This is a genomic window from Helicobacter pylori (assembly GCF_001653475.1).
Taxonomy (GTDB): domain Bacteria; phylum Campylobacterota; class Campylobacteria; order Campylobacterales; family Helicobacteraceae; genus Helicobacter; species Helicobacter pylori_CM.
The window spans coordinates 1,489,917-1,512,167 of record NZ_CP011487.1 but is presented as its reverse complement, the minus strand read 5'-3'; the positions used below and the strand labels follow the sequence as shown (position 1 = coordinate 1,512,167).

Here is a 22,251-nt window from a genome sequence, read left to right as displayed (position 1 = left end):
TCTAATTAATTGTTAATGAAAGGAATTTTAACGCTAATTTTTAATCCGTATTCCCTAAATTTTGGATTACTGCTGGACTAAAACCAACACCCCCATTAGAAAAAAGACAAACACCACAAAAAAGAGTTTTTAAATTTATTGAGAGAGTTTTTTCTCCCTCAATTGCCCGCAAGCCGCTTCAATATCCAAGGCTTTAGACTCTCTAATGGTGCATAGTAAGCCTTTGGAGTTTAAAAAATCCGCAAACATTCTAGCGCTCTCTAAGCTGGGGCGTTCAAATTTAGAACCTTCATGCGGGTTGAATAAAATCAAATTCACTTTGGATTTAATGCCGTTTAAAAGTTTTAAAAGTTTTTTAGCACACTCCAAGCTATCGTTTAAATCTTTGATTAAAAGGTATTCAAACATCACTCTTTTGCGCTGCTCTAAAGACCATTTTCTCACTTCATTCAAAACGCATTCAATATTGTATTTTTTATTCAAGGGCATTAAAGATGAGCGCGTTTTGTCATCTACAGCGTGTAAGGAGATGGCTAATTGCACGCCTAAGTTTTTGCCCGCTAAAATAGGGATTTTATCGGCTACGCCACTAGTAGAAATCGTGATTCTTTTAGGTGAAATTTGCATGCCGGTATTAAAAATCTCAATCGCTTTACACACCTCATCTAAATTATTCAAAGGCTCGCCCATTCCCATAAAAACAATGTTGAGCGCTTTTTCAATGGGGAGGTTATTGTCTTCTTTGATGAGTAGGGCTTGCTGGATGATCTCGCCCGCTTTTAAGTTCCTTACAAAACCGCCTTTTTGAGTGAAACAAAACGAGCAACCCACTTGACAGCCTATTTGACAAGACACGCATACGGTGTATTTTTCTCCCTCTAAAATAGCATTCGTCTCTCCATCAATCTTTTTATCTTTCATTTTCAACAACACCGCTTCAAAAGTATGGTTGTCTCTTAAAGATTTAAAAAGGTATTTTTTAGAGCCATCAACGCTCTCTCTCACATGCGTGATTTCTATCGTGCGCAAAGTAAATTCTTGCTCCAAATAAGCGATAAAATCTTTTGAAAAATTATTTTGCATGCCCTTAAAGCTTGTTTTATACTTTGCATAGAGCCACAAATAAAGCTGTTTAGCCCTAAAGCTTGGTTTTAAAAGCTGGCTCAATTCCTTTAGAGTGAAATCATAAACGCTCGCTTTCATGCTTTAAGACCTAATTCTAAAAGTTGGTGCAAGTGCAAGACCCCTAAAACCTTATTATGATCATCCACGCACACTAAAAGCTGGATCTTGTGGCGCTCTAAAAATTCTAACGCTTCTAAAAGAAGAGCGTCTAAATTCTTAAAGCTTTTAGGCTTTAAAGTGGCAAAACGCTTCACTTCGCTCTCCAAACTAAGCCCTTTTAATAGCGCCCTACGGACATCGCCATCGCTCAAAATCCCCACAAGCTCGTTATTATCATTGACTAAAATCGCGCTGCCTAAGCGTTTTTCACTCATTTCTATGAGCGCGTCTTTAAAGCTTGTGCTAGGAGCGATTAGGGGGAGATTCGTGGTTTGCAGTAAGTCTCTAACCTTGACAAAAAGTTTTTTGCCTAAAAGCCCGCCCGGATGAAAGGAAGCAAAATCTTCTTGGCTAAAGTTTTTCGCTCGCATCAAGCATGCCATTAAAACATCGCCTAACGCTAGAGTTAAGGTGGTAGAAGTCGTCGGGGCGGTGTTGATTGGGCAAGCTTCTTTTTTAATTTTCAAGCTCAAATAATAATCGCCGAGTTTAGAGAGCGAACTGGTGGGGCTTTTAGTGAAAGTGATGATTTTATGGCTTAGGCGTTTTAAATGGCCCACCAGATTCAATAATTCTAAAGACTCGCCCCCATAGCTAATCATTAAAACCACATCGTTTTTTTCCACCATGCCCAAATCCCCATGCATGGCTTCTGTAGGGTGTAAAAACGCGCTCCTGTTACCGGTGCTTAGCATAGAAGCAGTGATTTTTTGCGCCACTAAAGCGCTCTTACCCACGCCCACTATCACAAGCTTACCCCCTTTTTCTTGGCTTCTTAAAATGAGCTTGACAATCGCTTCTAAATCGTTAGGTTTTTGGAATTGTTGAACGCTTTCTAAAAGCGCGCTCGCTTCATCTCTTAAGACTTGTATAGCGGCAGCGTTGCAATCAAAAAGAATGGACATGACAAATGATAGCCGGGTATTTTCTAAACTTTTTAAAAAGCACTTTTCGGATGAAATTACGAATGTGATCTTCTAATTTTTTAGGGTTATTCACAATTTCAGCGTTGCTGGATTTTAATAACACCTCTAAGCCTCCTTGAATTTCTTTCATCAAATGCTTTTCATCTTTGAAACCCACAAGCCCTAAACTAGAAAATTGAGAGCTTTCTAAAAGCGCTTGTTTGTTTTTATTCACAAAAATCGTAGCGGCAAACACCCCAGCGCTAGCGACTTCTTCTCTTTGTTGCACGATGCTTGTGTCAATACTCAAATTGCTTTGGTTATCCACATAGCTTTTACCGCTTTTAATCGTGCCTACTTTTTTGATAAACGCAGGGCCAACTTCCACCTGATCGCCATCTTCCATTAAATAGATATTCTTTTCAGGCACCCCGCAAGAAATAGCGGTTTGTTTGTGGCGCGCGACATGGTTATATTCCCCATGCACGGGTAAGAAAAACTTAGGCTTAATGAGTCTTAACATGAGCTTTTGCTCTTCTTGGGCGGCATGCCCGCTCACATGAATATTGTCAAATTCTTGATAGGCCACTTTAGCTTCTTTTTTGATTAAAAAATTCAATACCGCTGAAACGCTCGCTTCATTGCCAGGAATGGCTTTAGCAGAGATGATGACTAAATCGTTGGGTTTGATAGAAATGTGGCGGTGCTCATCTGTCGCCATGCGATAAAGCGCGCTCATGGTTTCGCCTTGTGAACCGGTCGTTACGATTAAGACTTCATTATCTGGGTATTTAGCGACTTCATTGGCTTCAATAAAAGATTGATAAGGCAAATGGATATAGCCTAATTCCCTGGCGATGTCTAGGTTTTTTTCCATAGAGCGCCCGATCACAGCGATCTTGCGGTTGTATTTAATGCCGTATTGTATGGCTTGATACACCCGGTGGATATTGCTAGAGAATGTGCTCATAATCACCCGCCCTTGCGCTTCTTTAAAAAGGGTATCAAAAGCCGGCGCTATGGTGCTTTCACTCGGTGTAGTCCCGGATTTATGGGAGTTAGTGGAATCGCTTAAAAGAAGCATCACCCCCTTTTCGCCATAGTGCGCCAAACGATACAAATCAGTGGGCAGATTATCCACTGGAGTGTGATCGATTTTAAAATCGCCGGTGTGGATGATCGTTCCGGCTTTAGTTTGGATCGCTAAAGCGCTGCTGTCAATAATAGAATGCGTGATGTGGATCCATTCAACGATAAATTCGCCCACGCTAATGGGGCAGCGCTTTTCTACGATTTTAAAATACGAGCGGTATTTTTTCAAACCATGTTCATCAAACTTGCTCCCAATCAGCCCCAAACTCAAGGGCGTGCCATAAAGGGGGAATTGCAACTCTTTAAACAAATAAGGCGTGGCCCCTATGTGATCTTCATGGGCATGGGTGATGATAATGCCAGCGATTTTGTCCTTGATTTGGTGCAAGTAGGAAAAATCCGGGATTAAAATATCCACGCCAAAGAGCCCTTCTTTAGGGAAGCTCATGCCCACATCAATCACGATCGCGCTTTTTGGGGTTTCAATGACCATCATGTTCCCCCCAATCTCGCCCAAGCCCCCTAAAGGCGTGATTTTAACGCTCGCTTTAGAGTTTAGATTCATCTTATAATGCGGGTTTAAATGCTCCACTTGGATCTTGTTATTCGCTTCAACGCCCTTTTTGAGCTCCTTATGAAAGCCTAAAGTCCCTCTCTCATTCACATGCAAAATTTCCGTAACGCCCTCTACTTTGTTGTTATCCAATTCTTCTTTGGCGTAATTTCGTGTTTTAGCATGTTTAACTTTGTGGTGGTTGTTTGGTTTTTTGTTGGGGTGGTGCTCTTTTTTATGGTGCGAAGGCGTTTCATGGTTTGAAGACTCTCCGTTTTTTTGCGCGTTTTCTCTAAAACGCTTTTTGCGGTTGGTGAATCGCTCAAACGCCCCGGCTCGCGCCTCATGATGCGCTTTTGAATTTTCACTGCTGTTTTCATGGTTTTCATAATGGTTGTTATCGGTCATAACGATTATTCCTTTATTTCAATTTTTAAAAGGCATTAGCCTTTTAAAAGGTATTCTAAGAGCTTGAGATAATCTTTTATCTCAGACGCTCTCACGCTTGCTGGTTGGTTTTCTAACGCTAAAAAATCTAACACCTTATCAAGCTTTTCTTTATAAGAAACGCTTTTTTTAAGATTGTTTGAAAGCGTCTTCCTAGGAGATGAGAAACATGCTTTCAAAAAATCTTCTAATGTTTCAAACCCTTTTTGTAGGGCTTCTTCAAAAAATGGCACTCGGGCTAATGAAGCCAACGCCTTTTCTTTCAGCGGCTCTTTAGTCACTTCAAACACGCTAGAAAACACCTTTGGAGGCGGGCTAAACGCACTAGGCGGCACATCAAACAAAAGGGTAGCACTCCCTATTGCTTGAGTTAAAACGCTTAAGGCGTTCTGTGAATCTTTGGCGCAAAATTTGAGTGCCACTTCCTTTTGTGTCATCACCAATAAGCCCCTGCATTTAGGGTCTTTGAGTGCGTTTAAAACAAGCCTGGTAGCGATATAATAAGGCAAATTAGAGATCAAAAAATAAGGCTCTTCTTCTTTTAAAAAAAGAGCGTCTTTTTCCACTAATTCTAACCCGAAAGGCTTTTTTTGTGCCTTTAGTTTTGATCGCATTTTCTCGCACAAGCGACTATCTATCTCATAAGTCTTTAAAGGATAGCGATCCAACAACTTAAGAGTCAAATCCCCTAGCCCCACGCCAATTTCAATTAATTTCAACGGGTTTAAGGGGGGCAAAGCATTAACAATTCTGTCTAAAAACGACTCGTCCGTTAAAAAATGCTGTCCTAAAGACTTTTTAGCTACCACCATAAGAAGCGTTTCTAAAACTCCTCATATTATACCTTAAAAAAGGGATTTGTTTTCCCTTTTTAATGCAACTTCTTTATTATAGCTTTTTTCATTCAAAGATGTTGGTAGTTTTGACAATAGAAGCGCTTAAATTGGCGCTCGTATTAAAAATTAGCATTAAAATCTTTTTTGTTAATAATTGGTTAGATTTCGCATTATAGAATGAAATCCTAGCCGATGAGCTAGAATTTAAATTTCAATTAAAGGAGTCATCATGGCACACCATGAACAACAACAACAGGCTAACAGCCAACACCACCACCATCACCATGCACACCACCACCATTACTATGGCGGCGAACACCACCACCATAATGTGCAACAACACGCCGAACAACAAGCAGAGCAACAAGCTCAACAACAGCAACAACAAAAAGCACAACAACAAAACCAACAATATTGATTGGGGCGTTTATGGGGGCGGCCTTAGGGTCACTCCTAGCTTTTAACTTCATCAGATTTTTAAACTTTTAAAATTTCTCTTTTTTATGATTGTCAAATGGCTCTGTTTTCTGTCAAATAAAGATAAGCTTATTGATGAGCGGTTATAATGTAAAACTCTGCCATGCGTATTGGGCGCGATCTATGGGTGTTTTATTTCTTTAAAACCCTGATTTTAGCGCTCATTAAATCGTGGTTTAAAGCTTTTTTGATGTTTTCAAATTGGCGTTTTTTGTTTTTAAGGCTGGCGATCTCTTTATCCAAATCGCTTAAAATGTTAGCGATAGCGATCTGTTCGTTTAGAGAGGGTAAAAAATAGTCTTTTCTTTATAATCTTTGAAATAAATATGCGGAATTATGCTACCGCTTGTGAAATTTTTAAAATCAAAATTAGATAACAAATAAAATAAAAACTCTGTTGTCGTCTTATAATTAGCAATTAACGCTCCCATAGTAGATAAAATATTTGTTTTAGGTGGCAAAATCCTTACTCTGCCTACACTTCCATCTTTAACAATAGAAATATAAGGCTTATCACTAATGAAAGTTGTATCTGTATAGCCTATGAAATTATTCACATCATAGATTTTAATTTTTCCTTGTTGCGTGATTTGTTCTGCACTTAGATTTGATGTTAAATAGTTGGCTATATCCCCAAGCCTCACTCTTTGCCAATTTAAAGGCGTTGTTAATGCGTCCATGCGTTCTATTACCCCATTAACCCCAACGCGCTTATTAAAAATAAAGCGGCTAACTTTTTCATCGTTTTGACCTTTAAATTGAGATAACAAGAAAATTCTAAAATTCTTGTTGCGGATGAATGATAACCCTCTTTTGTGTAAAAATTGTGGAAATTGTGTTTTTGGGACAGACGGCTTGATTAAGCGCATTGGGCTTAAGCAGGAAAAAGAAGACGCTTTCCACCCCGTTTAAAATTACTCCCTTAAAAACCCGTATTCATAGACTTTAGGCTGTATTTCTTTAGCGAGATCTTTTAGGGCGTCTTGCAAGTTAGCGTAAAGCTGTTTGTAATGTTCGTCTTTGGCTTTAGCGGGCAGATTTAATTTGCCTTGCGCGTTACGGCCTTGAAAAAATTCTTTGATGTCATAAAGGCTTATATTAGCGTTATAGGGGCGGTTTGTGAAATCTTGCGTGGGTAATAGCGATAAATTTCTTTCCCTGCGTTAAACACATTTAAAGCGCTTTGGCTGAATTCTAGGGGCTTGTTTTCTTTTTTAGCGTTTAAAAAGAGGGTATCGCCTTCCTCTTTTATCTTGCCTTTTAAAAAGTCTAATAAAGCGTGGCTAGAATACCTTTCTTTGGCATTGACTTCAGTTTCGCTAAAGGGGATAAAATGGTTAATCCCTTGAGTGCTTGTGATGCGGTTTTGGGTGTGAAAAAGCATGAAAATCAAGCAATCGCTTTTAAACACTTCATCTTCTTGCCATGCATCATCGTAAGGAGCGTAGAATTGGTCTCTGTCATTTTGCCATGTGTGTTCATAAACATGGCGGATAGAAAAAAACACGCTTCCAAATAGAATATTACTACTAGTAATAGCGAAATACACACTATGGCGTTTAGAAGAATTTTTATTATTAATAATGGCGACAGAAGGTGAACCTTGAAAGTCTGGAGTAGGAGTATCTATGTATCCTAAAATTTCCATGTTTTCAATTTTCTCTTTTTGTTTCAACCACTTATGAATATTTTTGACATTTTCATTAACAATATTTTTATACCCCAAAAATTCCCCGAATTTATCAAACACTTCTAAATTGAGCGCGTTGGTGGGCTTTAAAGGGGGGGTAGCGGTATCCCACACCAAAAAGCCGATAGGGAATTGCCCTTTCACATTATCAAAAGTGTCTGCAGGCACCATAAACCCCTCTAAAAATTTGGCTTTAAAGACTTCTCTGAATTTTTTAAAATTGCTAGAATTCAGGTATTTGAGCGTTGAAAAACTCGCCATGATACAGCCATCCAATTCCCTATAAATGCGCATGAAAAATTGAGCGAAAAGTTCGTTATTGGCTTTATGCAATTCATCTTTATACTTCTTGCAAATAAGATTGCCCCTAGCCACTAAATCTTTATGCTTCCCTGTGCCGCTCATTTTAGCTTTGTTGCCCGCTTCCGCATACGGCGGGTTGATGTAAATAATGAGCTTTTTTCGTTTCTCTTTGTCGTTTAAGATTTCTTGCAAGCTTTTTGGCACTTTATCGCTATTAAAATCATCGTTTAAAAAATCAAATTGGAAAATCTGATTTTCCAGCAGCTTTAAGTGGTTTTTTGCAGCTAGATCTTTCACAATCGCCACATCGTTGCTGTCTAAAGTGGATAGATACAAATTAGCCTTATTCAATAAACCCCGAAGCAAATTCCCAGTCCCCCCAGCGCAATCCCAAATGATATAATTCTCTTGATAATCTTGCCCCAAAGCTTTAGCTAAAACTTCTTGGCTTTTTTCCACCCAGATTTTAGGGGTGAAAAACGCCCCTTTCCTTTCTCTCACATCGCTTGGCACCAACAAATCACGCCGCTCTAAAATAAAAGCTTGAAACCCTAATTTAGGAGGCCTTTCATAAATATTCCAAAATTCTTTGTGGGCTTGTTGGCCGTCTGTGAAACCAATTTCCATAAAATCTATTTTACCTAACTCATTCACACCCCTTTTTAATTTATAATAATTGGAGCTTAAAATCGTTTGCAATTTCTCAATAATGGTTTTAACGCCATCGCTAAGCAAATCCGCTAAATAATAGTCTGCGTCTAAAATGCCTTTAGTTTTAGCCACCTCCCAATCTATGTCAATGGTGGGTTTGACAGCTTCGAACCACTTTTGATAGATCGTAAAGAAATTATTTTTATCAATTTTGATTTTGTTGGTTAAATGGCTAGAGTTTAAATTATTTTCAATAAATTCTTTGTATTCTTGGCTTTGGGTTTTAAAGTCAAAAACCAATTTATGGGATTTGCACATGGCTTTAAACGCCTCTAAAGCGTGTTTAAAACCCGCTGTGTTGTGGTTGCTTGGGGTGATAGAAAAATCTATATCGCTTTTATAGAAAAAGCTTGTGATCGTGTCATTAAAGGCGATAAATTCCATTCTAAAAGCGTTAAAAGTGCACAAATAAGGTGGCGTGTGGTGGGTATAAAGCCTGTGCTTGCCTATGGTTAAAAGAAGTTGCGTGAAAGCTTTATCCAAGTCGTCAAAATCTCCCCTTTTGGCTTCGCCCCATAAAATGGGTAAGGTGGCGTTAGAGTGCTTATAACTTAGTATGAAATCTATCTTATCCCCGATATAAGAGAATTTTTTATCCTTAAAGAACTTGTCTCTGATTCGGATTTTTAAGGATTCTTCATTGAGGTTGCTCAAATCTAAAAGCATTCAAAACACCACCGTTTTGTTTTCATGCACAAACACCCTATCTTCTAAAACCAGTTTTAAAGCCCTAGCCAAAACCAGTTTTTCTATATCCTTACCCGCTAGGCGCATTTTTTCCACGCTGTAATTGTGGTTAATGGGGAGAGTGTCTTGTATGATAATCGGGCCGGCATCAAGGCTTTCATTCACAAAATGCGCCGTGGCCCCGATGACTTTCACGCCCCTTTCAAACGCTTGCTGGTAAGGGTTAGCCCCAATGAATGCGGGCAAGAAACTATGATGGATATTGAGGATCTGATTTTCATAGCGCTTCGTAAAATCATGGCTTAAAATGCGCATGTATTTGGCTAAAACAAGCAAGTCTGCGCTTGCTTTGTGTTTTAATTCTAGGTTTTTAATGATGGCTAAAACTTCTTTTTCATGCGAGATTTGATCAACGCAAGGCACATAAAAATAAGGGATGTTAAATTTTTCCACTAAAGGGCGTAAAATCTCGTGGTTGGAAATAACGCCTAAAATTTGAGCGTTTAATTCCCCTCCATACACCCTTAAAAGCAAATCCCCCAAGCAATGGCTCTCTTTAGTAGCGAGCAGAATGATGTTTTTTTTATGCGTTAAAATGACTTCAATCAATAGTTCGTTAAAGTTTTCTAAGGCTTTAAAAAGAGCGGTTTTTAAGGATCGCTCTTCTTGCTCTTTCATTCCAACATTCAAGGGCTTAATTTCTTTTTGGATTTTTAGCCGCATGAAAAAGCGCTGTTTTAAGGGATCGACAAATTCATCGTTTTTGACGATGTTATAGCCCTTGTTAGCGATAGTGGTGCTAATCGCACTCACCAAGCCTTTAGAGTCTCTAGCTTGAATTTTTAAAATAAATTCTAACATCTTTATCTCATTGATAGTTGATAGCCAAACGCTTGCGTGATGATATTTGCCGCTGATTGCGTGGCTTTTTCAATGAAGCGCTCCATAGGGCTTTTTTCCAACCAATAAGCTTTTTTAACCTTACTCAATTCCATTAAGCGATTTTGGGCTTGCTTGATCGTGCTGATTTTATCAATGAGTTTTAATTTTAGAGCCTTTTGAGCGCTAAAAACCTTCCCTTCAGCAAAATCCTTATAATCCTTAGCGTCTAATTTCCTGGCTTTTGCGACATCATCCACAAACATTTGGTATTGCTCATTGACTAAATTTTGCAAAAATTCTTTTTCATTAGCTTTCCATGCTCTGGTGAAAGTGCCTATTTCTTTATATTCGCCCGCATGCACGCCTTGAGTGGCTACGCCGACTTTATTGAGCAAATTTTCCACATTCGCGCCCGAAAAAATCACCCCAATCGATCCGATCAAGCTCGCTTTAGAGGCATAAACTTCGCTCGCTTGCATGCCCGCATAATAACTCCCGCTCGCCATAACCCCCCTAGCATACGCTAAAACGGGCATTTTTTGCTTCAAATCAGCGATTTTTTCGCTCAATTCCACGCTCGCTGACACGGCCCCACCAGGAGAGTCAATCAAAAGTAAAACGCCCTTAATGCTAGGGGTTTTTAAGATTTTATCCACTTCTTTGTCAAAATCCTCTGTGCTAAAAATCGCCCCGTTTAAATAGAGTTTAGCGAGATTGGGCGGTGTGCTTGGCGCGCTTTCTGTAGCGCTAAAAAAGACTAATACAACCAATAACAGCACAAACGACTTGAAATACTTCGTAATAAAATCTAAAGGCATAATGATTAAAACCTTAAAGATTTTTTGAATGAAACTCCACATGCGGTTTTCCTAGACTTAAAAATTTGACTATAAGAGTGTATTATACTTCAAATGTTTTAAGGATTAAATCATGGCGTGTAAATTTTGCCCTAAGATCAGAAAAACAGATTGGATTTTTATTTTAATCGCCGCTTTAGGCTTTTATTCAGTCAATAAACTAGGGTATGTGCCCGAATTCAATACCCCCACTTCAAAGCCTTCACACCCTCTTCCACGCCCTATTGAAAAGCCTAACAATATGACTGAAGAAGAAAGGAAAAAGCGCTTCATAAAATTGCAAAAAGCATGCTTACTCAATAAAGACAAAAAGGCATGCGAAGAGGTTTTTTAGATTGTCTTTGTTGTTTTTGCGATTTTAGGGTCAATTTTATACGCCCTTTTTGTTTGTAAAAAAGCTTTTTTCGGCGGTGGTTTTTAGCGCCAAAAGCACCCTTAAAACCCCCAAAATTCAAGCACTCTTAAGCTAAGTCTACTATAATCAAAAGATTTTAAAGGAAACTTAAATCGTATTGATAAAGGTTTGGAATGACTAAAAACATAGAAAAAACCATGAAAGCTTTTAAGGTTGATTTAAAGAGTAGTAAAAATCAAAGTATTTTAAGTATTTTAAAATCCAGCGTGCACCTTTCTAACAACCAAGCCCATCAAGTTAATGAAGTGGCTGAAAAGATTGACAAACTCATTGAATACGCCCAATATTCTAACGGCAATATCATTTTAAACCATAGTGAGATTAAAAAAGCCTTTTTTAACCCGTTCAAACCACAATTAAAGAACGCTTGAGTGTTTCTATCGCATTTGCATGCGGATAAAAATGAGGCTTTAGAGGTTAAAAACTATCTGGAGAACGGAAAAAATCACAGAGTGCTTGTAGATTCGCTTTTTTGGGATTATAAAGACGAAGTCTTAGATAAATTGGCACAATACAATGATATAAGGGGGATTGAAGACGCTTTCACGCTCATTCTCAGAGAATCTCTAGAAGACATGATCAGAAAATGCCCTTATTTCGTGTTCCTAGAAAGTAAAAACAGCGTTTCTCTTAATCAATGGCTATCGCGCAATCAAGTTCTATTGTACATCACTTATTCAGCATGGATTTGCGAAGAATTAAGAATCGCTCATTCTATTCATTCTATTAGCGAGAGTCGTCCAATTCCAATGATGGAAAGCATGCAAGTCGTTCATGATATATCGCCATTTTTAGGATACCTAGAGACTATAACTCTTAGAGAACTATCACAACAAATTAATCCATAGGAGCAAGCATGCTTTTTAAAACTTATCAAAAATTACTGGGTACGAGCTGTTTGGTGCTGTATTTAGTAGGCTGTGGGGGCGGTGAATCACCGATTGAGATGGGAAGATTTGTCGTCGATGCCGACTTTCAAATCATCTCTAAAGTAGATAGCGTTACTATTCAAGGCGTAAAGCTTAATCGTGGGAACTGCATTGTTAATTTTGTTCCAGTAGAAGAGGCACTTCAAAGGGTTATTTTAAGTCAAATTGCTCCAATTTCTATGTAAGATTTTAAAGATATGGCAAGCGTTTATAAATTACTTAACGAAAAGAAAAAGTTGGCAAACATGAAAAATAAAATTTCTCAATTAAAGCAAAAGGGTGTGATGATGGAGCCAAAAACCCTTAAATTCGGAGAAAAAATAAAAGGCTTTTCTAAAGGGTGCAATATTATAGAAGCAGAAATACAAACCAACAAAGGCGCTTGGACTTTCAGTTTTAACAAATAAATAATGAAGATAAATGGAAACCACCCCAACAGACAGAGAAAAAATCCTTATAGAAGAGCTTGAAATCTTGCAAGGCGTTATCAACAGAATGGCGCAAAATTCTTTAGAGTGCAAAAAATGGACACTCGCTCTTGTTGTGGGGGTTTTATCCCTTAAAATGGAAGCGATTTCTAGTCTTTATGGGTTATGCGTTTTAGGGGTGTTGTTGGTATGTTTTTGGCTTTTGGATGCGTATTATCTCACGCAAGAAAGGTTGTTTAGAGAGCAATACCAATGGCTGATAGAAAACAGACTTAAAACCAATGAGAGGCTGTTTGAAGTCTTTCCCATTCATCAAACTTGCCGGTGCGCGCTACACTTGTGCGTCATGTTTTCGTTTAGCCTCTTCCCCTATTGGGCGTTAGGTCTTTGCTTGGTGGTCTATAGTTTAGTTTTTAATTCTGTTTCAATGAAGTGTTGGCCATAAAAGAGCTTGACTTCAAACGACAACTTCTCAAGCGTTTTAAGATTTAGAATATCGCAAAATAACCCCTATTTCCTTATGAGTTTCACTATAAAATAAAACTTAAAACTATAAAAATAAATTAACATGCATGCCTAGTAACTTAAAGTTCCTTGATGAGAGCTTAAGTTACCTTGACCTAGGATTTAGCTACTTCTTTTTATCTGGCGTATGATCATCAACCAAGTCAAGCAAAAACTCATTGACATCTCCAGAAACCTTTTTATAGAGTTTGTCTAGTTCAAGCAGTTCTTCTACTATTCCATTAATGCGTGGACCATATTTAGCTATAAATTTGTTCGGTCCACCCAAATCTGACATTTCTTTTAAAAGAGCTGCAGTTCCATGTAGCCCTTGATAATTATCATTTGCATTTCTATATATAACCAATATTACTTTTGTCTTTTTTCATTTAATTTCCTTTTTTTGTAAGTTTATGGAGCGGACAACCCAAACCTTGCTTATCGGTAAATTGAACAAATCTACCATGTGAAACAAATTCGTTTGAATCGTTAATGCCGCTAAATGTAATTTCTATCATTTGATAAAACTCCTTTAGAGTTAAATTTCGCTTTTAGTGCCTTGGAAAACGAGAAACGGATTGCAAAACGAAAACCAATTCTCTCAATACCAAGGACAGTTGTTGTATCTAAACTCAACATTGAATTCAAGGGATTTAGGGATTTTATGAAGGATTTTAATGATTCCTAGGGAATATTTTGAAAAATATTTTGATTTTTTAGAGCACTTAAAAATTGCACGATCTTTTCTTTAGGGATAATCACTAAACTTTCTTGGTTTTCTGAAGCGCTGCTAGCCATTCCCATAAACTCCCCTACTTCGCTAAAATAAGGCCTCCCTCCCCACAACACGCTCCCCTTTTTAAAAGAAGTATCAAGCGGAAGAAACTTTTTAGATTTTAAAAGTTCAGCCACAGAAATACCCGTTGTCTGTATAGAAAAAGAATTCCCCTCATTCAATGCTGGGTAGTAGAGATCAGAATCGGGTGTTTTTTGATTTGTGTAAGGATTTGAATGGAAAGTTTGAGCGTATTTTGTATAAATCCTTGCATGGTAATAGCTCTCTTCTCTTTTATGGCAATAATCGTCTCTAAAATCGGCGGTTTTTAAAAGCGAAAGCCCTTGATTCCTATCCATCGCTTCAAGGTGCAAGCTGGCTATACAAATCAGCTCTTTAGCACTACTGTCTTGCATTTTGGCTAAAATCGTTTTAGGGTATAAGCCATTAGAATAAAGCGTTTCAGAAGAAGCGATATAACGCCCATTTTTGAGCAAAGTCGCATAGCCTTCTTTATAAGTCCCATCGCTAAAATACACTTTCAATAACGCAACAGAATAAACCCATGCAGGGAGCGTTGGATCAAGGGGCGGATCGTCTCTGACAATTTGAATGTTATTAGCGTTCATCATGCATGAAAATAAAACGATACAACAACCAACCGCTAATCTTTTACGCCAAAACGCCATTATCAAACCTACCGCTTAAATTTCAAAAGTATCCTACGACACTATCGGCTAAAATACTATTTGTTTTAATTTGTTGCTATAATAGGTCATTTGAATGACAAAAGCTTATCGCAAAGGTTTATGATGGATCCAATTAAAACTTATGAAATTAAAGAAGAAGAGCTTGCAAAAACCGCTTACGCCACAATCAAAACCAATAAAGGCAATATCGCTCTAGAGCTTTTTTATAAAGACGCACCCCAAGCGGTGAGTAACTTTGTAGCTCTAGCTAAAGAGGGTTTTTATGATGGGCTTAGCTTCCATCGTGTGATCGCAGGCTTTGTGGCTCAAGGAGGTTGCCCTTATGGCACAGGAACAGGTGGACCAGGACACCGCATTAAATGCGAAGTGGCCCATAACCCCAACAAGCACAAAAGAGGCTCTATCTCTATGGCACATGCCGGAAGAGACACAGGAGGGAGTCAATTTTTCTTGTGTTTTGTGGATTTGCCCCATCTAGATGGCGAGCACACCGTATTTGGCAAAATCAGAAACGCAGAAGGCCTTAATGTCTTAGATAAAATCAAACAAGGCGATATTATAGAGAGCGTTGCGTTTAGCTATTCTCTATAAGGAACAAGAGATTAGACATGCTCATCCTCAGCCGCAAAGTTAATGAAGGGATTGTTATTGATGATAACATCCACATTAAAGTCATTTCCATAGATAGAGGGAGTGTGCGTTTAGGGTTTGAAGCACCTGCAAGCACCCTTATTTTGCGCGCTGAACTCAAAGAGGCCATTGTGAGCGAAAACCAAAAAGCTTCTGCGTCCGTAAATGAAAGCTTGTTAGAAAACATCAAAAAGGTCATTAAGCCTTGATGCATGCTTTTGAAGTTTATCCTAAGGTCAATATTTTTTTAAAGATCCTTCACAAAGAAGGGGCCTATCATAAGCTCATTTCTCGCATGTGTTTAGTCAAAGATAAGCTAAAGGATATTATCAGCGTCAAAAGCACGCTTTCCTTTTCACTAAAAGGGGATTTTGACTGCCCTTTAGAAAAAAATTCGCTCTTTAAAGCCCTCCAAATTTTAAAAAATTTTTTAAAATCAAAAAATTTCTCTGATTCTGCCATCAAATCCCTAGACACCCTAGCGGTTGAAGTGGAAAAGAACATCCCCACTCAAGCCGGATTAGGCGGTGGGAGCGCTGATGCTGGGGGGCTATTGTATCATTTGAATCAGATTTTTGACTGGCGTTTGAGTTTAGAAGAGCTTTATACTATGGGATCTTTAGTGGGTGCAGACACCAATTTTTTCATCTCGCAATACAAAAGTGCTAACGCTACTTCTTATGGCGAAGTCATTGAAAATTTTGAAGAAGAGCCTTTAGAAAATCGCCTAGAAATTTATGCACCAAATCATGTTTTTTGCAGCACTAAAGCCGTTTATCAAGCTTATAAACCTGAAACTTGTTTTTCTCAAGCTAAAGAGTGGCTTAAAAAGCCGAGTTTAGAATGCCTAAAGACTTGCAATAGAAATGAATTAAACGATCTTTTAAAACCAGCCTTACTCACTAACCAAGCCTTAAAAGAGATAGAGAGCGAATTGGGCAAGGAGTGGTTTTTTAGCGGGAGCGGGAGTGCGTTTTTTAGGCTAAAGCCTGCTCAAAAGGGGAGCGAATGAAACTCATTGCCAGCAATAAAAAAGCCTATTTTGATTATGAAATTTTGGAAACTTTAGAAGCGGGATTAGCGCTTTTAGGCTCTGAAGTGAAGGCTTTGAGGCAAACTAGGGTGAATTTAAAAGATAATTTTGTTAAAATAATCAAAGGAGAAGCTTTTTTATTTGGTGTTCATATATCATATTTAGATACAATCCATGCGTATTACAAGCCCAATGATGAAAGGCGAGAGCGTAAGTTGCTTTTACACAAAAAGCAATTACTGAAATGGCAGATTGAAGCGTCTAAAGAACGCTTGAGTATCGTAGGATTGAAATTGTATTTTAACCAAAAAAATAGAGCTAAAATCCAAATTGCTTTAGTGAAAGGAAAAAGATTGCACGACAAAAGACAAAGTCTTAAAGAAAAAGCACTCAATAAAGAAATTCTTGCTGATTTAAAACACCACTTTAAAGGATAATAATGAAAGAAATGGTAGATTATGGGATTATAGGGTTTTTGATCTTCCTCTCTGTTGTCGTTATAGCGATCGCAATAGAAAGGTTGTGGTTTTTTGCCACTCTTCGTGTAGATGACTACACAGACAGGCGTAAATTGGAATTAGCCCTACACAAACGACTGACTTTAGTGGCCACGATTGGCTCTAACGCCCCTTATATCGGTCTTTTAGGAACGGTTATGGGGATCATGCTCACTTTTATGGATTTAGGCTCCGCTTCTGGCATTGACACTAAAATGATCATGACTAATTTAGCCCTTGCTTTAAAAGCGACTGGCATGGGATTATTAGTAGCGATCCCTGCGATTGTAATTTATAACTTGCTCGTGAGAAAAAGCGAGATTTTAGTCACTAAATGGGATATTTTCCACCACCCGGTTGACACGCAATCCCACGAGATTTATAACAAAGCCTAAGGATTAAGCGGTGAAAAAAGTAGAATCCATGAATGTGGTGCCTTTCATTGACATCATGCTTGTGTTATTGGTGATCGTGCTGACAACTGCGTCTTTTGTGCAAACTTCAAAGCTCCCTATTAGCATTCCCCAAGTGGATAAAGACAGCACTGATTCTAAAGATGTGTTGGACAAAAAACAAGTTATCATCTCCATTTCCAATAAAGGCACATTTTATTTAGACGATAAAGAAATCAGCTTTGAAAATTTAAAACACAAGGTTTCCACTTTGGCTAAAGACACCCCTATTGTCTTGCAAGGCGATAAGAAAAGCAATTTGGATAACTTTATCAAAGTAGTGGATTTATTGCAAACGAATGATCTGAAGCAACTTTACATTCTTGTTGAAGACAAAAAGAATCAAAAAAATTAGTTTTAGTCAATTTTTAGCATTCTTTAGCTAAAATCTGTGCTTATGTTTAATTTTTATCAAGGGAGTTTTAAATGAAACGCACTTACCAACCACACAACACACCAAGAAAGCGAACCCATGGCTTTCTTGTGAGAATGAAAACCAAAAACGGGCGCAAGGTGATTAATGCCAGACGAGCTAAAGGCAGAAAAAAGCTTTCCGTCTAAACCCCATGACTCTTTAAAAAACAAGAGTGAGTTTGATAGGGTTTATCAAAAGGGTTTCAAAAAGCACAACCCTTTTTTTTCGCTCTTTGTTTTGGATTTATCAAAAGAGCCACCAAAAGAAAAAGAGGGCTTTAAAGATCCGCTCTCTTGTAGGCTTAAAGACAAAAAAGTGCTTTATTTATTAGGTTTGAGCGTGTCCAAAAAAGTCGGCAACGCCGTGAAACGAAACCTCATCAAACGCCGCTTGCGTTCGCTTACATTAAAGCATGCTACACTTTGTCAAGGGCTTGCTTTGGTGTTTGTGCCTAGAAGCGATTGTTACCATTTAGATTTTTGGGCTTTAGAAAAACATTTTTTAGAAATGCTAACTTCCATTAAAAACTATATGAACAAAGCCTTAAAAGACTTGAAAAAAGGAATAACTCACACCTATGCGAAACAATAAAACGCCTTTTTTGAGCGCGATTTTTACGGCATTGATTAGGGGTTACCAACGCTTTTTTTCGGCTTTCACCTTTTCAAGCTGTCGGTTTTACCCCACTTGCTCTAACTATGCTCTGTGGTTGCTTTATTTTGAAAACCCTTTGAGCGCTATGGGTAAAACCGCTATAAGGATACTCTCGTGCAACCCTTTTTGCTCTGGAGGCATTGCTTACCCTACTACTCGCTTGAAACGCCCTAGTTTGCTCCAATCTCGTAAAGATTTTAATCGCAATTTTAAAACCATTACTTTTTGGCTCGTTCCCACAAAAAGCCGCGCAACTTATTACATCATTAAGGTTTAATCACAATGAATAAAAACAACAACACGAATCTTATTTTAGCGATCGCTCTGTCTTTCTTGTTTATCGCTCTTTATAGCTATTTTTTCCAAAAACCAAACAAAACAACAACCGAAACCACAAAGCAAGAAACAACCAACAACCACACAGCAACAAGTCCTAACGCGCCCAACGCCCAAAATTTTAGCGTTACTCAAACAATCCCCCAAGAGAATTTGCTAAGCGCGATTTCTTTTGAGCATGCCAGAATTGAAATTGATTCTTTAGGGCGTATCAAACAGGTTTATCTCAAGGATAAAAAATACTTAACCCCCAAACAAAAGGGCTTTTTAGAGCATGTGAGCCATCTTTTTAGCTCCAAAGCTAACCCGCAAACCCCCCTAAAAGAGCTCCCCCTTTTAGCGACTGATAAACTCAAGCCTTTAGAAGTGCGTTTTTTAGACCCCACGCTCAATAACAAAGCGTTCAACACCCCTTATAGCGCTTCAAAAACCACTCTTGGGCCTAATGAACAGCTTGTTTTAACCCAAGATTTAGGCACTCTTACCATCATTAAAACCCTGACTTTTTATGATGATTTGCATTATGATTTGCACATCGCATTCAAATCGCCCAACAATATTATCCCTAGCTATGTGATCACCAATGGTTACAGGCCGGTGGCTGATTTGGACAGCTACACCTTTTCAGGCGTACTTTTAGAAAATAACGACAAAAAAATTGAAAAGATTGAAGATAAAGACGCTAAAGAAATCAAACGCTTTTCTAACACCCTCTTTTTATCTAGCGTGGATAGGTATTTCACCACCTTGCTTTTCACTAAAGATCCTCAAGGTTTTGAAGCCTTAATTGATTCAGAAATAGGGACTAAAAACCCCTTAGGGTTCATTTCCCTTAAAAATGAAGCGAATTTGCATGGCTATATTGGCCCTAAAGATTACCGCTCTTTGAAAGCGATCTCACCCATGCTCACTGATGTGATAGAGTATGGCTTAATCACTTTCTTTGCTAAAGGCGTGTTTGTTTTACTGGATTATCTATATCAATTTGTGGGTAATTGGGGTTGGGCTATCATTTTTTTAACGATTATCGTGCGCATTATCCTCTACCCCTTAAGCTATAAAGGCATGGTGAGCATGCAAAAGCTCAAGGAATTAGCCCCTAAAATGAAAGAACTCCAAGAAAAATACAAGGGCGAACCCCAAAAGTTGCAAGCCCACATGATGCAGCTTTACAAAAAACATGGGGCTAACCCGCTAGGGGGTTGTCTGCCCTTAATCTTACAAATCCCGGTATTTTTTGCGATTTATAGAGTGCTCTATAACGCTGTGGAATTGAAAAGCTCAGAGTGGATCTTATGGATTCATGATTTATCTATCATGGATCCGTATTTTATTTTGCCGCTTCTTATGGGAGCGTCTATGTATTGGCACCAAAGCGTTACGCCAAACACCATGACCGATCCCATGCAAGCGAAGATTTTTAAACTCTTACCCCTATTATTCACAATCTTTTTAATCACTTTCCCTGCAGGGTTAGTCTTGTATTGGACCACGAACAACATCCTTTCGGTGTTGCAACAGCTCATTATCAATAAAGTCTTAGAGAATAGAAAACGTGTGCACGCACAAAACAAAAAGGAAAGTTGATGCAAAATTTTATTGAAATCAAAGCCAAAACCTTAGAAGAAGCCCTCATTCAAGCTTCTATCGCCTTGAATTGCCCCATTATTAATTTGCAATACGAAGTCATTCAAACGCCCTCTAAAGGGTTTTTAAGCATTGGTAAAAAAGAAGCCATTATTTTAGCGGGCGTTAAAGAGGTTAAAGAAGAGAGTATTAAAGAAACCAACACGAAAGAAATCCATCAAAGTGCGGAAGAAACAAAACAAAACTTAGAAATAAAAACACCGCAAGAAGAAATAATTACCCCTAAACCCTCTAAAAAAAACCTTAAAGAAGAATCTCATAATGGAGACAAACTCCATGAGATTGAACAAGAATTGAAAGACTTATTCTCCCACTTGCCCTATAAAATCAACAAAGTGGAAGTCAGTCTTTATGAACCGGGGGTTTTACTGATTGATATTGATGGCGAAGATTCCGCTCTTTTGATTGGCGAGAAAGGCTATCGTTACAAAGCCCTTTCTTACTTGCTCTTTAATTGGATCCACCCTGCTTATGGCTATAATATCCGCTTAGAAATCTCCACCTTTTTACAAAACCAAGAAAAAGTTATGGACGCCCAACTCCAAAGCACGATCATGACCGTGCATGAAGTGGGCAAGGGGCAGATGAAAGCCCCTGATGGCGTTTTAACCTATATCGCTTTAAAGAAGTTACGAAAAGCGTTCCCTAATAAATATGTTTCCATCAAAACCAATTTAAACGATGAAAAATGCATCATCATCAACGACTTCCACCACAATGAATGACACCATCGCCGCTATCGCTACCCCTTTAGGCAAGGGAGCGATTAGCATTATTAAAATCAGCGGCAATAACGCTCTGAATATCCTTAAGCAACTCACCCAAAAACAAGACTTCACCCCCAGATACGCTTATGTGTGCGATATTTTTTCTAATGGTGTTTTATTAGACAAAGCGTTAGCGATTTATTTCAAAGCCCCTTATAGTTTCACTGGTGAAGATGTGTGCGAAATCCAATGCCATGGAAGCCCCCTTTTAGCGCAAAATATCTTACAAGCTTGTTTGAATCTAGGGGCTAAGCTTGCTAAAGCGGGGGAATTTAGCAAAAAAGCCTTTTTAAACCATAAAATGGATTTGAGCGAGATTGAAGCGAGCGTTCAAATTATCCTTTGTGAAGATGAAAGCGTTTTAAACGCTTTGGCTAGGCAGCTTAAGGGCGAGTTAAAAATTTTTATTGAAGAAGCTAGAGGTAATCTTTTAAAGCTTTTGGCCAGCTCAGAAGTTTTGATTGATTATAGCGAAGAAGACATCCCTAGCGATTTTTTAAATGAAGTGTCTCTTAATTTAGAAAAACAAATCGCCTCTTTTAAAGACTTACTGGATTTTTCTAACACGCAAAAACAAAGGAACAAAGGGCATGCCTTAAGTATTGTTGGCAAACCCAATGCTGGCAAAAGCTCCCTGTTAAACGCCATGCTTTTAGAAGAAAGGGCTTTAGTGAGCGATATTAAAGGCACAACAAGAGACACTATAGAAGAAGTCATTGAATTGCAAGGGCATAAAGTGCGTCTCATTGATACGGCTGGCATTAGAGAGAGCGCGGATACAATAGAGCGTTTAGGGATCGAAAAAAGCCTTAAAAGTTTAGAAAATTGCGACATCATTTTAGGCGTGTTTGATCTTTCTAAACCCCTAGAAAAAGAAGATTTTAACCTTATTAATACCCTTAATCGCGCTAAAAAGCCTTGCATTGTTGTTTTGAATAAAAACGATTTAGCGCCCAAACTGGAGCTTGAAATCTTAAAATCCCATCTTAAAATCCCTTATTCTTTACTAGAGACCAACACCCTAAATTCCAAGGCTTGTTTGAAAGATTTGAGCCAAAAAATCAGTGCCTTTTTCCCCAAGCTAGACACTCAAAACAAGCTCTTACTCACTTCCCTAGCCCAAAAAACCGCCCTAGAAAACGCCATTTTTGAATTGCAAAACGCTAAAAGCCATTTAGAAACTTTAGAGCTTTTTTCTTATCATCTTTTAAGCGCGATAGAAAACTTGAACTTGCTCACCCGCCCTTATGAAACCAGCCAAATGCTAGACAGCATGTTCAGTGAGTTTTGCTTAGGTAAATGAGAACGCTTAAAGAATGGATTAAAACCCTTTTT

The 22,251-nt window shown here is 38.4% G+C and carries 23 protein-coding genes and 4 pseudogenes; 17 read left to right on the top strand and 10 right to left on the bottom strand.

All coding sequences use genetic code 11. From position 1 onward, the window contains the following. Positions 1–135: 135 nt before the first annotated feature. From rlmN to rsmA, 4 genes are read right to left on the bottom strand one after another with little or no spacing between them, the layout of a single operon-like run. Complete coding sequence (rlmN, locus tag AA974_RS07350) at positions 136–1,203, bottom strand: dual-specificity RNA methyltransferase RlmN (protein WP_064434010.1); 1,068 nt, start codon at positions 1,201–1,203, stop codon at positions 136–138. After that, positions 1,200–2,189 (bottom strand): KpsF/GutQ family sugar-phosphate isomerase, encoded by a 990-nt coding sequence (locus AA974_RS07345; protein WP_064434009.1) that lies wholly within the window; start codon positions 2,187–2,189, stop codon positions 1,200–1,202. The genes rlmN and AA974_RS07345 overlap by 4 nt, the downstream gene beginning before the upstream one ends. Continuing rightward, complete coding sequence (locus tag AA974_RS07340; protein ID WP_064434008.1) at positions 2,173–4,242, bottom strand: ribonuclease J; 2,070 nt, start codon at positions 4,240–4,242, stop codon at positions 2,173–2,175. The genes AA974_RS07345 and AA974_RS07340 overlap by 17 nt, the downstream gene beginning before the upstream one ends. Before the next feature lie 35 nt (positions 4,243–4,277). Beyond that, positions 4,278–5,093, bottom strand: coding sequence for a 16S rRNA (adenine(1518)-N(6)/adenine(1519)-N(6))-dimethyltransferase RsmA (gene rsmA, locus AA974_RS07335; protein ID WP_064434007.1), 816 nt, complete (start codon positions 5,091–5,093; stop codon positions 4,278–4,280). 253 nt (positions 5,094–5,346) lie between these two features. Here rsmA and hpnL point away from each other — a divergent pair, with 253 nt between their 5' ends. Next, a complete protein-coding gene (hpnL, locus tag AA974_RS07330) occupies positions 5,347–5,535 on the top strand; it encodes a nickel-binding protein HpnL (RefSeq protein ID WP_080471075.1) in 189 nt (62 codons plus the stop codon). Between the two features lie 191 nt (positions 5,536–5,726). On the opposite strand, the pseudogene AA974_RS07325 reads toward hpnL, so the two are convergent. The 4 genes and pseudogenes from AA974_RS07325 to sppA all read right to left on the bottom strand — a co-directional run. Then, positions 5,727–6,247: pseudogene (locus AA974_RS07325) on the bottom strand (restriction endonuclease subunit S); the annotation flags it as partial. 261 nt (positions 6,248–6,508) lie between these two features. Continuing rightward, a pseudogene (locus AA974_RS07320) lies at positions 6,509–8,964 on the bottom strand (hypothetical protein). Next, a complete protein-coding gene (gene purU, locus AA974_RS07315) occupies positions 8,965–9,846 on the bottom strand; it encodes a formyltetrahydrofolate deformylase (protein WP_064434005.1) in 882 nt (293 codons plus the stop codon). It abuts the pseudogene before it with no gap. 2 nt (positions 9,847–9,848) lie between these two features. Continuing rightward, on the bottom strand, positions 9,849–10,727 hold the full coding sequence (gene sppA / locus AA974_RS07310; RefSeq protein WP_064434004.1) for a signal peptide peptidase SppA: 879 nt from the start codon (positions 10,725–10,727) through the stop codon (positions 9,849–9,851). A gap of 70 nt (positions 10,728–10,797) precedes the next feature. Here sppA and AA974_RS07305 point away from each other — a divergent pair, with 70 nt between their 5' ends. The 4 genes and pseudogenes from AA974_RS07305 (at position 10,798) to AA974_RS07290 (ending at position 12,941) form a co-directional block, all read left to right on the top strand. Next, positions 10,798–11,058 carry a hypothetical protein gene (locus AA974_RS07305; RefSeq protein ID WP_064434003.1) on the top strand — a complete coding sequence of 87 codons (261 nt, stop codon included), beginning with the start codon at positions 10,798–10,800 and terminating at the stop codon, positions 11,056–11,058. Positions 11,059–11,252: 194 nt separating this feature from the next. Continuing rightward, positions 11,253–11,987: pseudogene (locus tag AA974_RS07300) on the top strand (TIR domain protein). 8 nt (positions 11,988–11,995) lie between these two features. Next, positions 11,996–12,475, top strand: a pseudogene (locus AA974_RS07295) (hypothetical protein). 13 nt (positions 12,476–12,488) lie between these two features. Then, positions 12,489–12,941, top strand: a complete 453-nt coding sequence (locus AA974_RS07290; RefSeq protein ID WP_064434002.1) for a hypothetical protein — start codon at positions 12,489–12,491, stop codon at positions 12,939–12,941. A 186-nt stretch (positions 12,942–13,127) separates the two neighbouring features. Here AA974_RS07290 and AA974_RS07285 read toward each other — a convergent pair whose 3' ends face one another. Both AA974_RS07285 and AA974_RS07280 read right to left on the bottom strand, forming a co-directional pair. Then, positions 13,128–13,367, bottom strand: coding sequence for a hypothetical protein (locus AA974_RS07285; protein WP_230380949.1), 240 nt, complete (start codon positions 13,365–13,367; stop codon positions 13,128–13,130). A 317-nt stretch (positions 13,368–13,684) separates the two neighbouring features. After that, positions 13,685–14,464 carry a hypothetical protein gene (locus AA974_RS07280; RefSeq protein ID WP_064434001.1) on the bottom strand — a complete coding sequence of 260 codons (780 nt, stop codon included), beginning with the start codon at positions 14,462–14,464 and terminating at the stop codon, positions 13,685–13,687. Between the two features lie 123 nt (positions 14,465–14,587). Between AA974_RS07280 and AA974_RS07275 the strand changes: the two genes are divergently transcribed. The 12 genes from AA974_RS07275 (at position 14,588) to mnmE (ending at position 22,219) form a co-directional block, all read left to right on the top strand. Continuing rightward, entirely contained in the window at positions 14,588–15,076 is a 489-nt protein-coding gene (locus AA974_RS07275) for a peptidylprolyl isomerase (RefSeq protein WP_064434000.1), read from the top strand. 17 nt (positions 15,077–15,093) lie between these two features. Beyond that, positions 15,094–15,324: a carbon storage regulator gene (locus AA974_RS07270; RefSeq protein WP_064433999.1), complete on the top strand. Its 231-nt coding sequence runs from the start codon at positions 15,094–15,096 to the stop codon at positions 15,322–15,324. Continuing rightward, the gene (locus AA974_RS07265) at positions 15,324–16,127 is read left to right on the top strand and encodes a 4-(cytidine 5'-diphospho)-2-C-methyl-D-erythritol kinase (protein ID WP_064433998.1); all 804 of its coding nucleotides are present in this window, start codon (positions 15,324–15,326) and stop codon (positions 16,125–16,127) included. Before AA974_RS07270 ends, AA974_RS07265 begins: the two co-directional genes overlap by 1 nt. Beyond that, positions 16,124–16,585: an SsrA-binding protein gene (smpB, locus tag AA974_RS07260; protein ID WP_064433997.1), complete on the top strand. Its 462-nt coding sequence runs from the start codon at positions 16,124–16,126 to the stop codon at positions 16,583–16,585. Before AA974_RS07265 ends, smpB begins: the two co-directional genes overlap by 4 nt. 2 nt (positions 16,586–16,587) lie before the next feature. Continuing rightward, positions 16,588–17,040 (top strand): TonB-system energizer ExbB, encoded by a 453-nt coding sequence (exbB, locus tag AA974_RS07255; RefSeq protein WP_064433996.1) that lies wholly within the window; start codon positions 16,588–16,590, stop codon positions 17,038–17,040. A 10-nt stretch (positions 17,041–17,050) separates the two neighbouring features. Then, positions 17,051–17,452 (top strand): ExbD/TolR family protein, encoded by a 402-nt coding sequence (locus AA974_RS07250; protein ID WP_064433995.1) that lies wholly within the window; start codon positions 17,051–17,053, stop codon positions 17,450–17,452. A 71-nt stretch (positions 17,453–17,523) separates the two neighbouring features. Further along, positions 17,524–17,658 (top strand): 50S ribosomal protein L34, encoded by a 135-nt coding sequence (gene rpmH / locus AA974_RS07245; protein ID WP_001847286.1) that lies wholly within the window; start codon positions 17,524–17,526, stop codon positions 17,656–17,658. Continuing rightward, on the top strand, positions 17,618–18,103 hold the full coding sequence (gene rnpA, locus AA974_RS07240; protein WP_064433994.1) for a ribonuclease P protein component: 486 nt from the start codon (positions 17,618–17,620) through the stop codon (positions 18,101–18,103). Before rpmH ends, rnpA begins: the two co-directional genes overlap by 41 nt. Beyond that, positions 18,090–18,443, top strand: a complete 354-nt coding sequence (yidD, locus tag AA974_RS07235; RefSeq protein ID WP_064433993.1) for a membrane protein insertion efficiency factor YidD — start codon at positions 18,090–18,092, stop codon at positions 18,441–18,443. The genes rnpA and yidD overlap by 14 nt, the downstream gene beginning before the upstream one ends. A 5-nt stretch (positions 18,444–18,448) precedes the next feature. Further along, on the top strand, positions 18,449–20,089 hold the full coding sequence (gene yidC, locus AA974_RS07230; protein ID WP_064433992.1) for a membrane protein insertase YidC: 1,641 nt from the start codon (positions 18,449–18,451) through the stop codon (positions 20,087–20,089). Beyond that, positions 20,089–20,874 carry a Jag N-terminal domain-containing protein gene (locus AA974_RS07225; RefSeq protein ID WP_064433991.1) on the top strand — a complete coding sequence of 262 codons (786 nt, stop codon included), beginning with the start codon at positions 20,089–20,091 and terminating at the stop codon, positions 20,872–20,874. Before yidC ends, AA974_RS07225 begins: the two co-directional genes overlap by 1 nt. Further along, on the top strand, positions 20,867–22,219 hold the full coding sequence (gene mnmE / locus AA974_RS07220) for a tRNA uridine-5-carboxymethylaminomethyl(34) synthesis GTPase MnmE (protein WP_064433990.1): 1,353 nt from the start codon (positions 20,867–20,869) through the stop codon (positions 22,217–22,219). The genes AA974_RS07225 and mnmE overlap by 8 nt, the downstream gene beginning before the upstream one ends. Positions 22,220–22,251 lie beyond the last annotated feature (32 nt).

Excerpts from the sequence above, each read along its gene's own strand:
- rlmN (WP_064434010.1), bottom strand. The coding sequence starts at position 1,203 with ATGAAAGCGAGCGTTTATGATTTCACTCTAAAGGAATTGAGCCAGCTT.
- AA974_RS07345 (WP_064434009.1), bottom strand. The coding sequence starts at position 2,189 with ATGTCCATTCTTTTTGATTGCAACGCTGCCGCTATACAAGTCTTAAGA.
- AA974_RS07340 (WP_064434008.1), bottom strand. The coding sequence starts at position 4,242 with ATGACCGATAACAACCATTATGAAAACCATGAAAACAGCAGTGAAAAT.
- rsmA (WP_064434007.1), bottom strand. The coding sequence starts at position 5,093 with ATGGTGGTAGCTAAAAAGTCTTTAGGACAGCATTTTTTAACGGACGAG.
- hpnL (WP_080471075.1), top strand. The coding sequence starts at position 5,347 with ATGGCACACCATGAACAACAACAACAGGCTAACAGCCAACACCACCAC.
- purU (WP_064434005.1), bottom strand. The coding sequence starts at position 9,846 with ATGTTAGAATTTATTTTAAAAATTCAAGCTAGAGACTCTAAAGGCTTG.
- sppA (WP_064434004.1), bottom strand. The coding sequence starts at position 10,727 with ATGTGGAGTTTCATTCAAAAAATCTTTAAGGTTTTAATCATTATGCCT.
- AA974_RS07305 (WP_064434003.1), top strand. The coding sequence starts at position 10,798 with ATGGCGTGTAAATTTTGCCCTAAGATCAGAAAAACAGATTGGATTTTT.
- AA974_RS07290 (WP_064434002.1), top strand. The coding sequence starts at position 12,489 with ATGGAAACCACCCCAACAGACAGAGAAAAAATCCTTATAGAAGAGCTT.
- AA974_RS07280 (WP_064434001.1), bottom strand. The coding sequence starts at position 14,464 with ATGGCGTTTTGGCGTAAAAGATTAGCGGTTGGTTGTTGTATCGTTTTA.
- AA974_RS07275 (WP_064434000.1), top strand. The coding sequence starts at position 14,588 with ATGGATCCAATTAAAACTTATGAAATTAAAGAAGAAGAGCTTGCAAAA.
- AA974_RS07270 (WP_064433999.1), top strand. The coding sequence starts at position 15,094 with ATGCTCATCCTCAGCCGCAAAGTTAATGAAGGGATTGTTATTGATGAT.
- AA974_RS07265 (WP_064433998.1), top strand. The coding sequence starts at position 15,324 with ATGCATGCTTTTGAAGTTTATCCTAAGGTCAATATTTTTTTAAAGATC.
- smpB (WP_064433997.1), top strand. The coding sequence starts at position 16,124 with ATGAAACTCATTGCCAGCAATAAAAAAGCCTATTTTGATTATGAAATT.
- exbB (WP_064433996.1), top strand. The coding sequence starts at position 16,588 with ATGAAAGAAATGGTAGATTATGGGATTATAGGGTTTTTGATCTTCCTC.
- rpmH (WP_001847286.1), top strand. The coding sequence starts at position 17,524 with ATGAAACGCACTTACCAACCACACAACACACCAAGAAAGCGAACCCAT.
- rnpA (WP_064433994.1), top strand. The coding sequence starts at position 17,618 with ATGCCAGACGAGCTAAAGGCAGAAAAAAGCTTTCCGTCTAAACCCCAT.
- yidD (WP_064433993.1), top strand. The coding sequence starts at position 18,090 with ATGCGAAACAATAAAACGCCTTTTTTGAGCGCGATTTTTACGGCATTG.
- yidC (WP_064433992.1), top strand. The coding sequence starts at position 18,449 with ATGAATAAAAACAACAACACGAATCTTATTTTAGCGATCGCTCTGTCT.
- AA974_RS07225 (WP_064433991.1), top strand. The coding sequence starts at position 20,089 with ATGCAAAATTTTATTGAAATCAAAGCCAAAACCTTAGAAGAAGCCCTC.
- mnmE (WP_064433990.1), top strand. The coding sequence starts at position 20,867 with ATGAATGACACCATCGCCGCTATCGCTACCCCTTTAGGCAAGGGAGCG.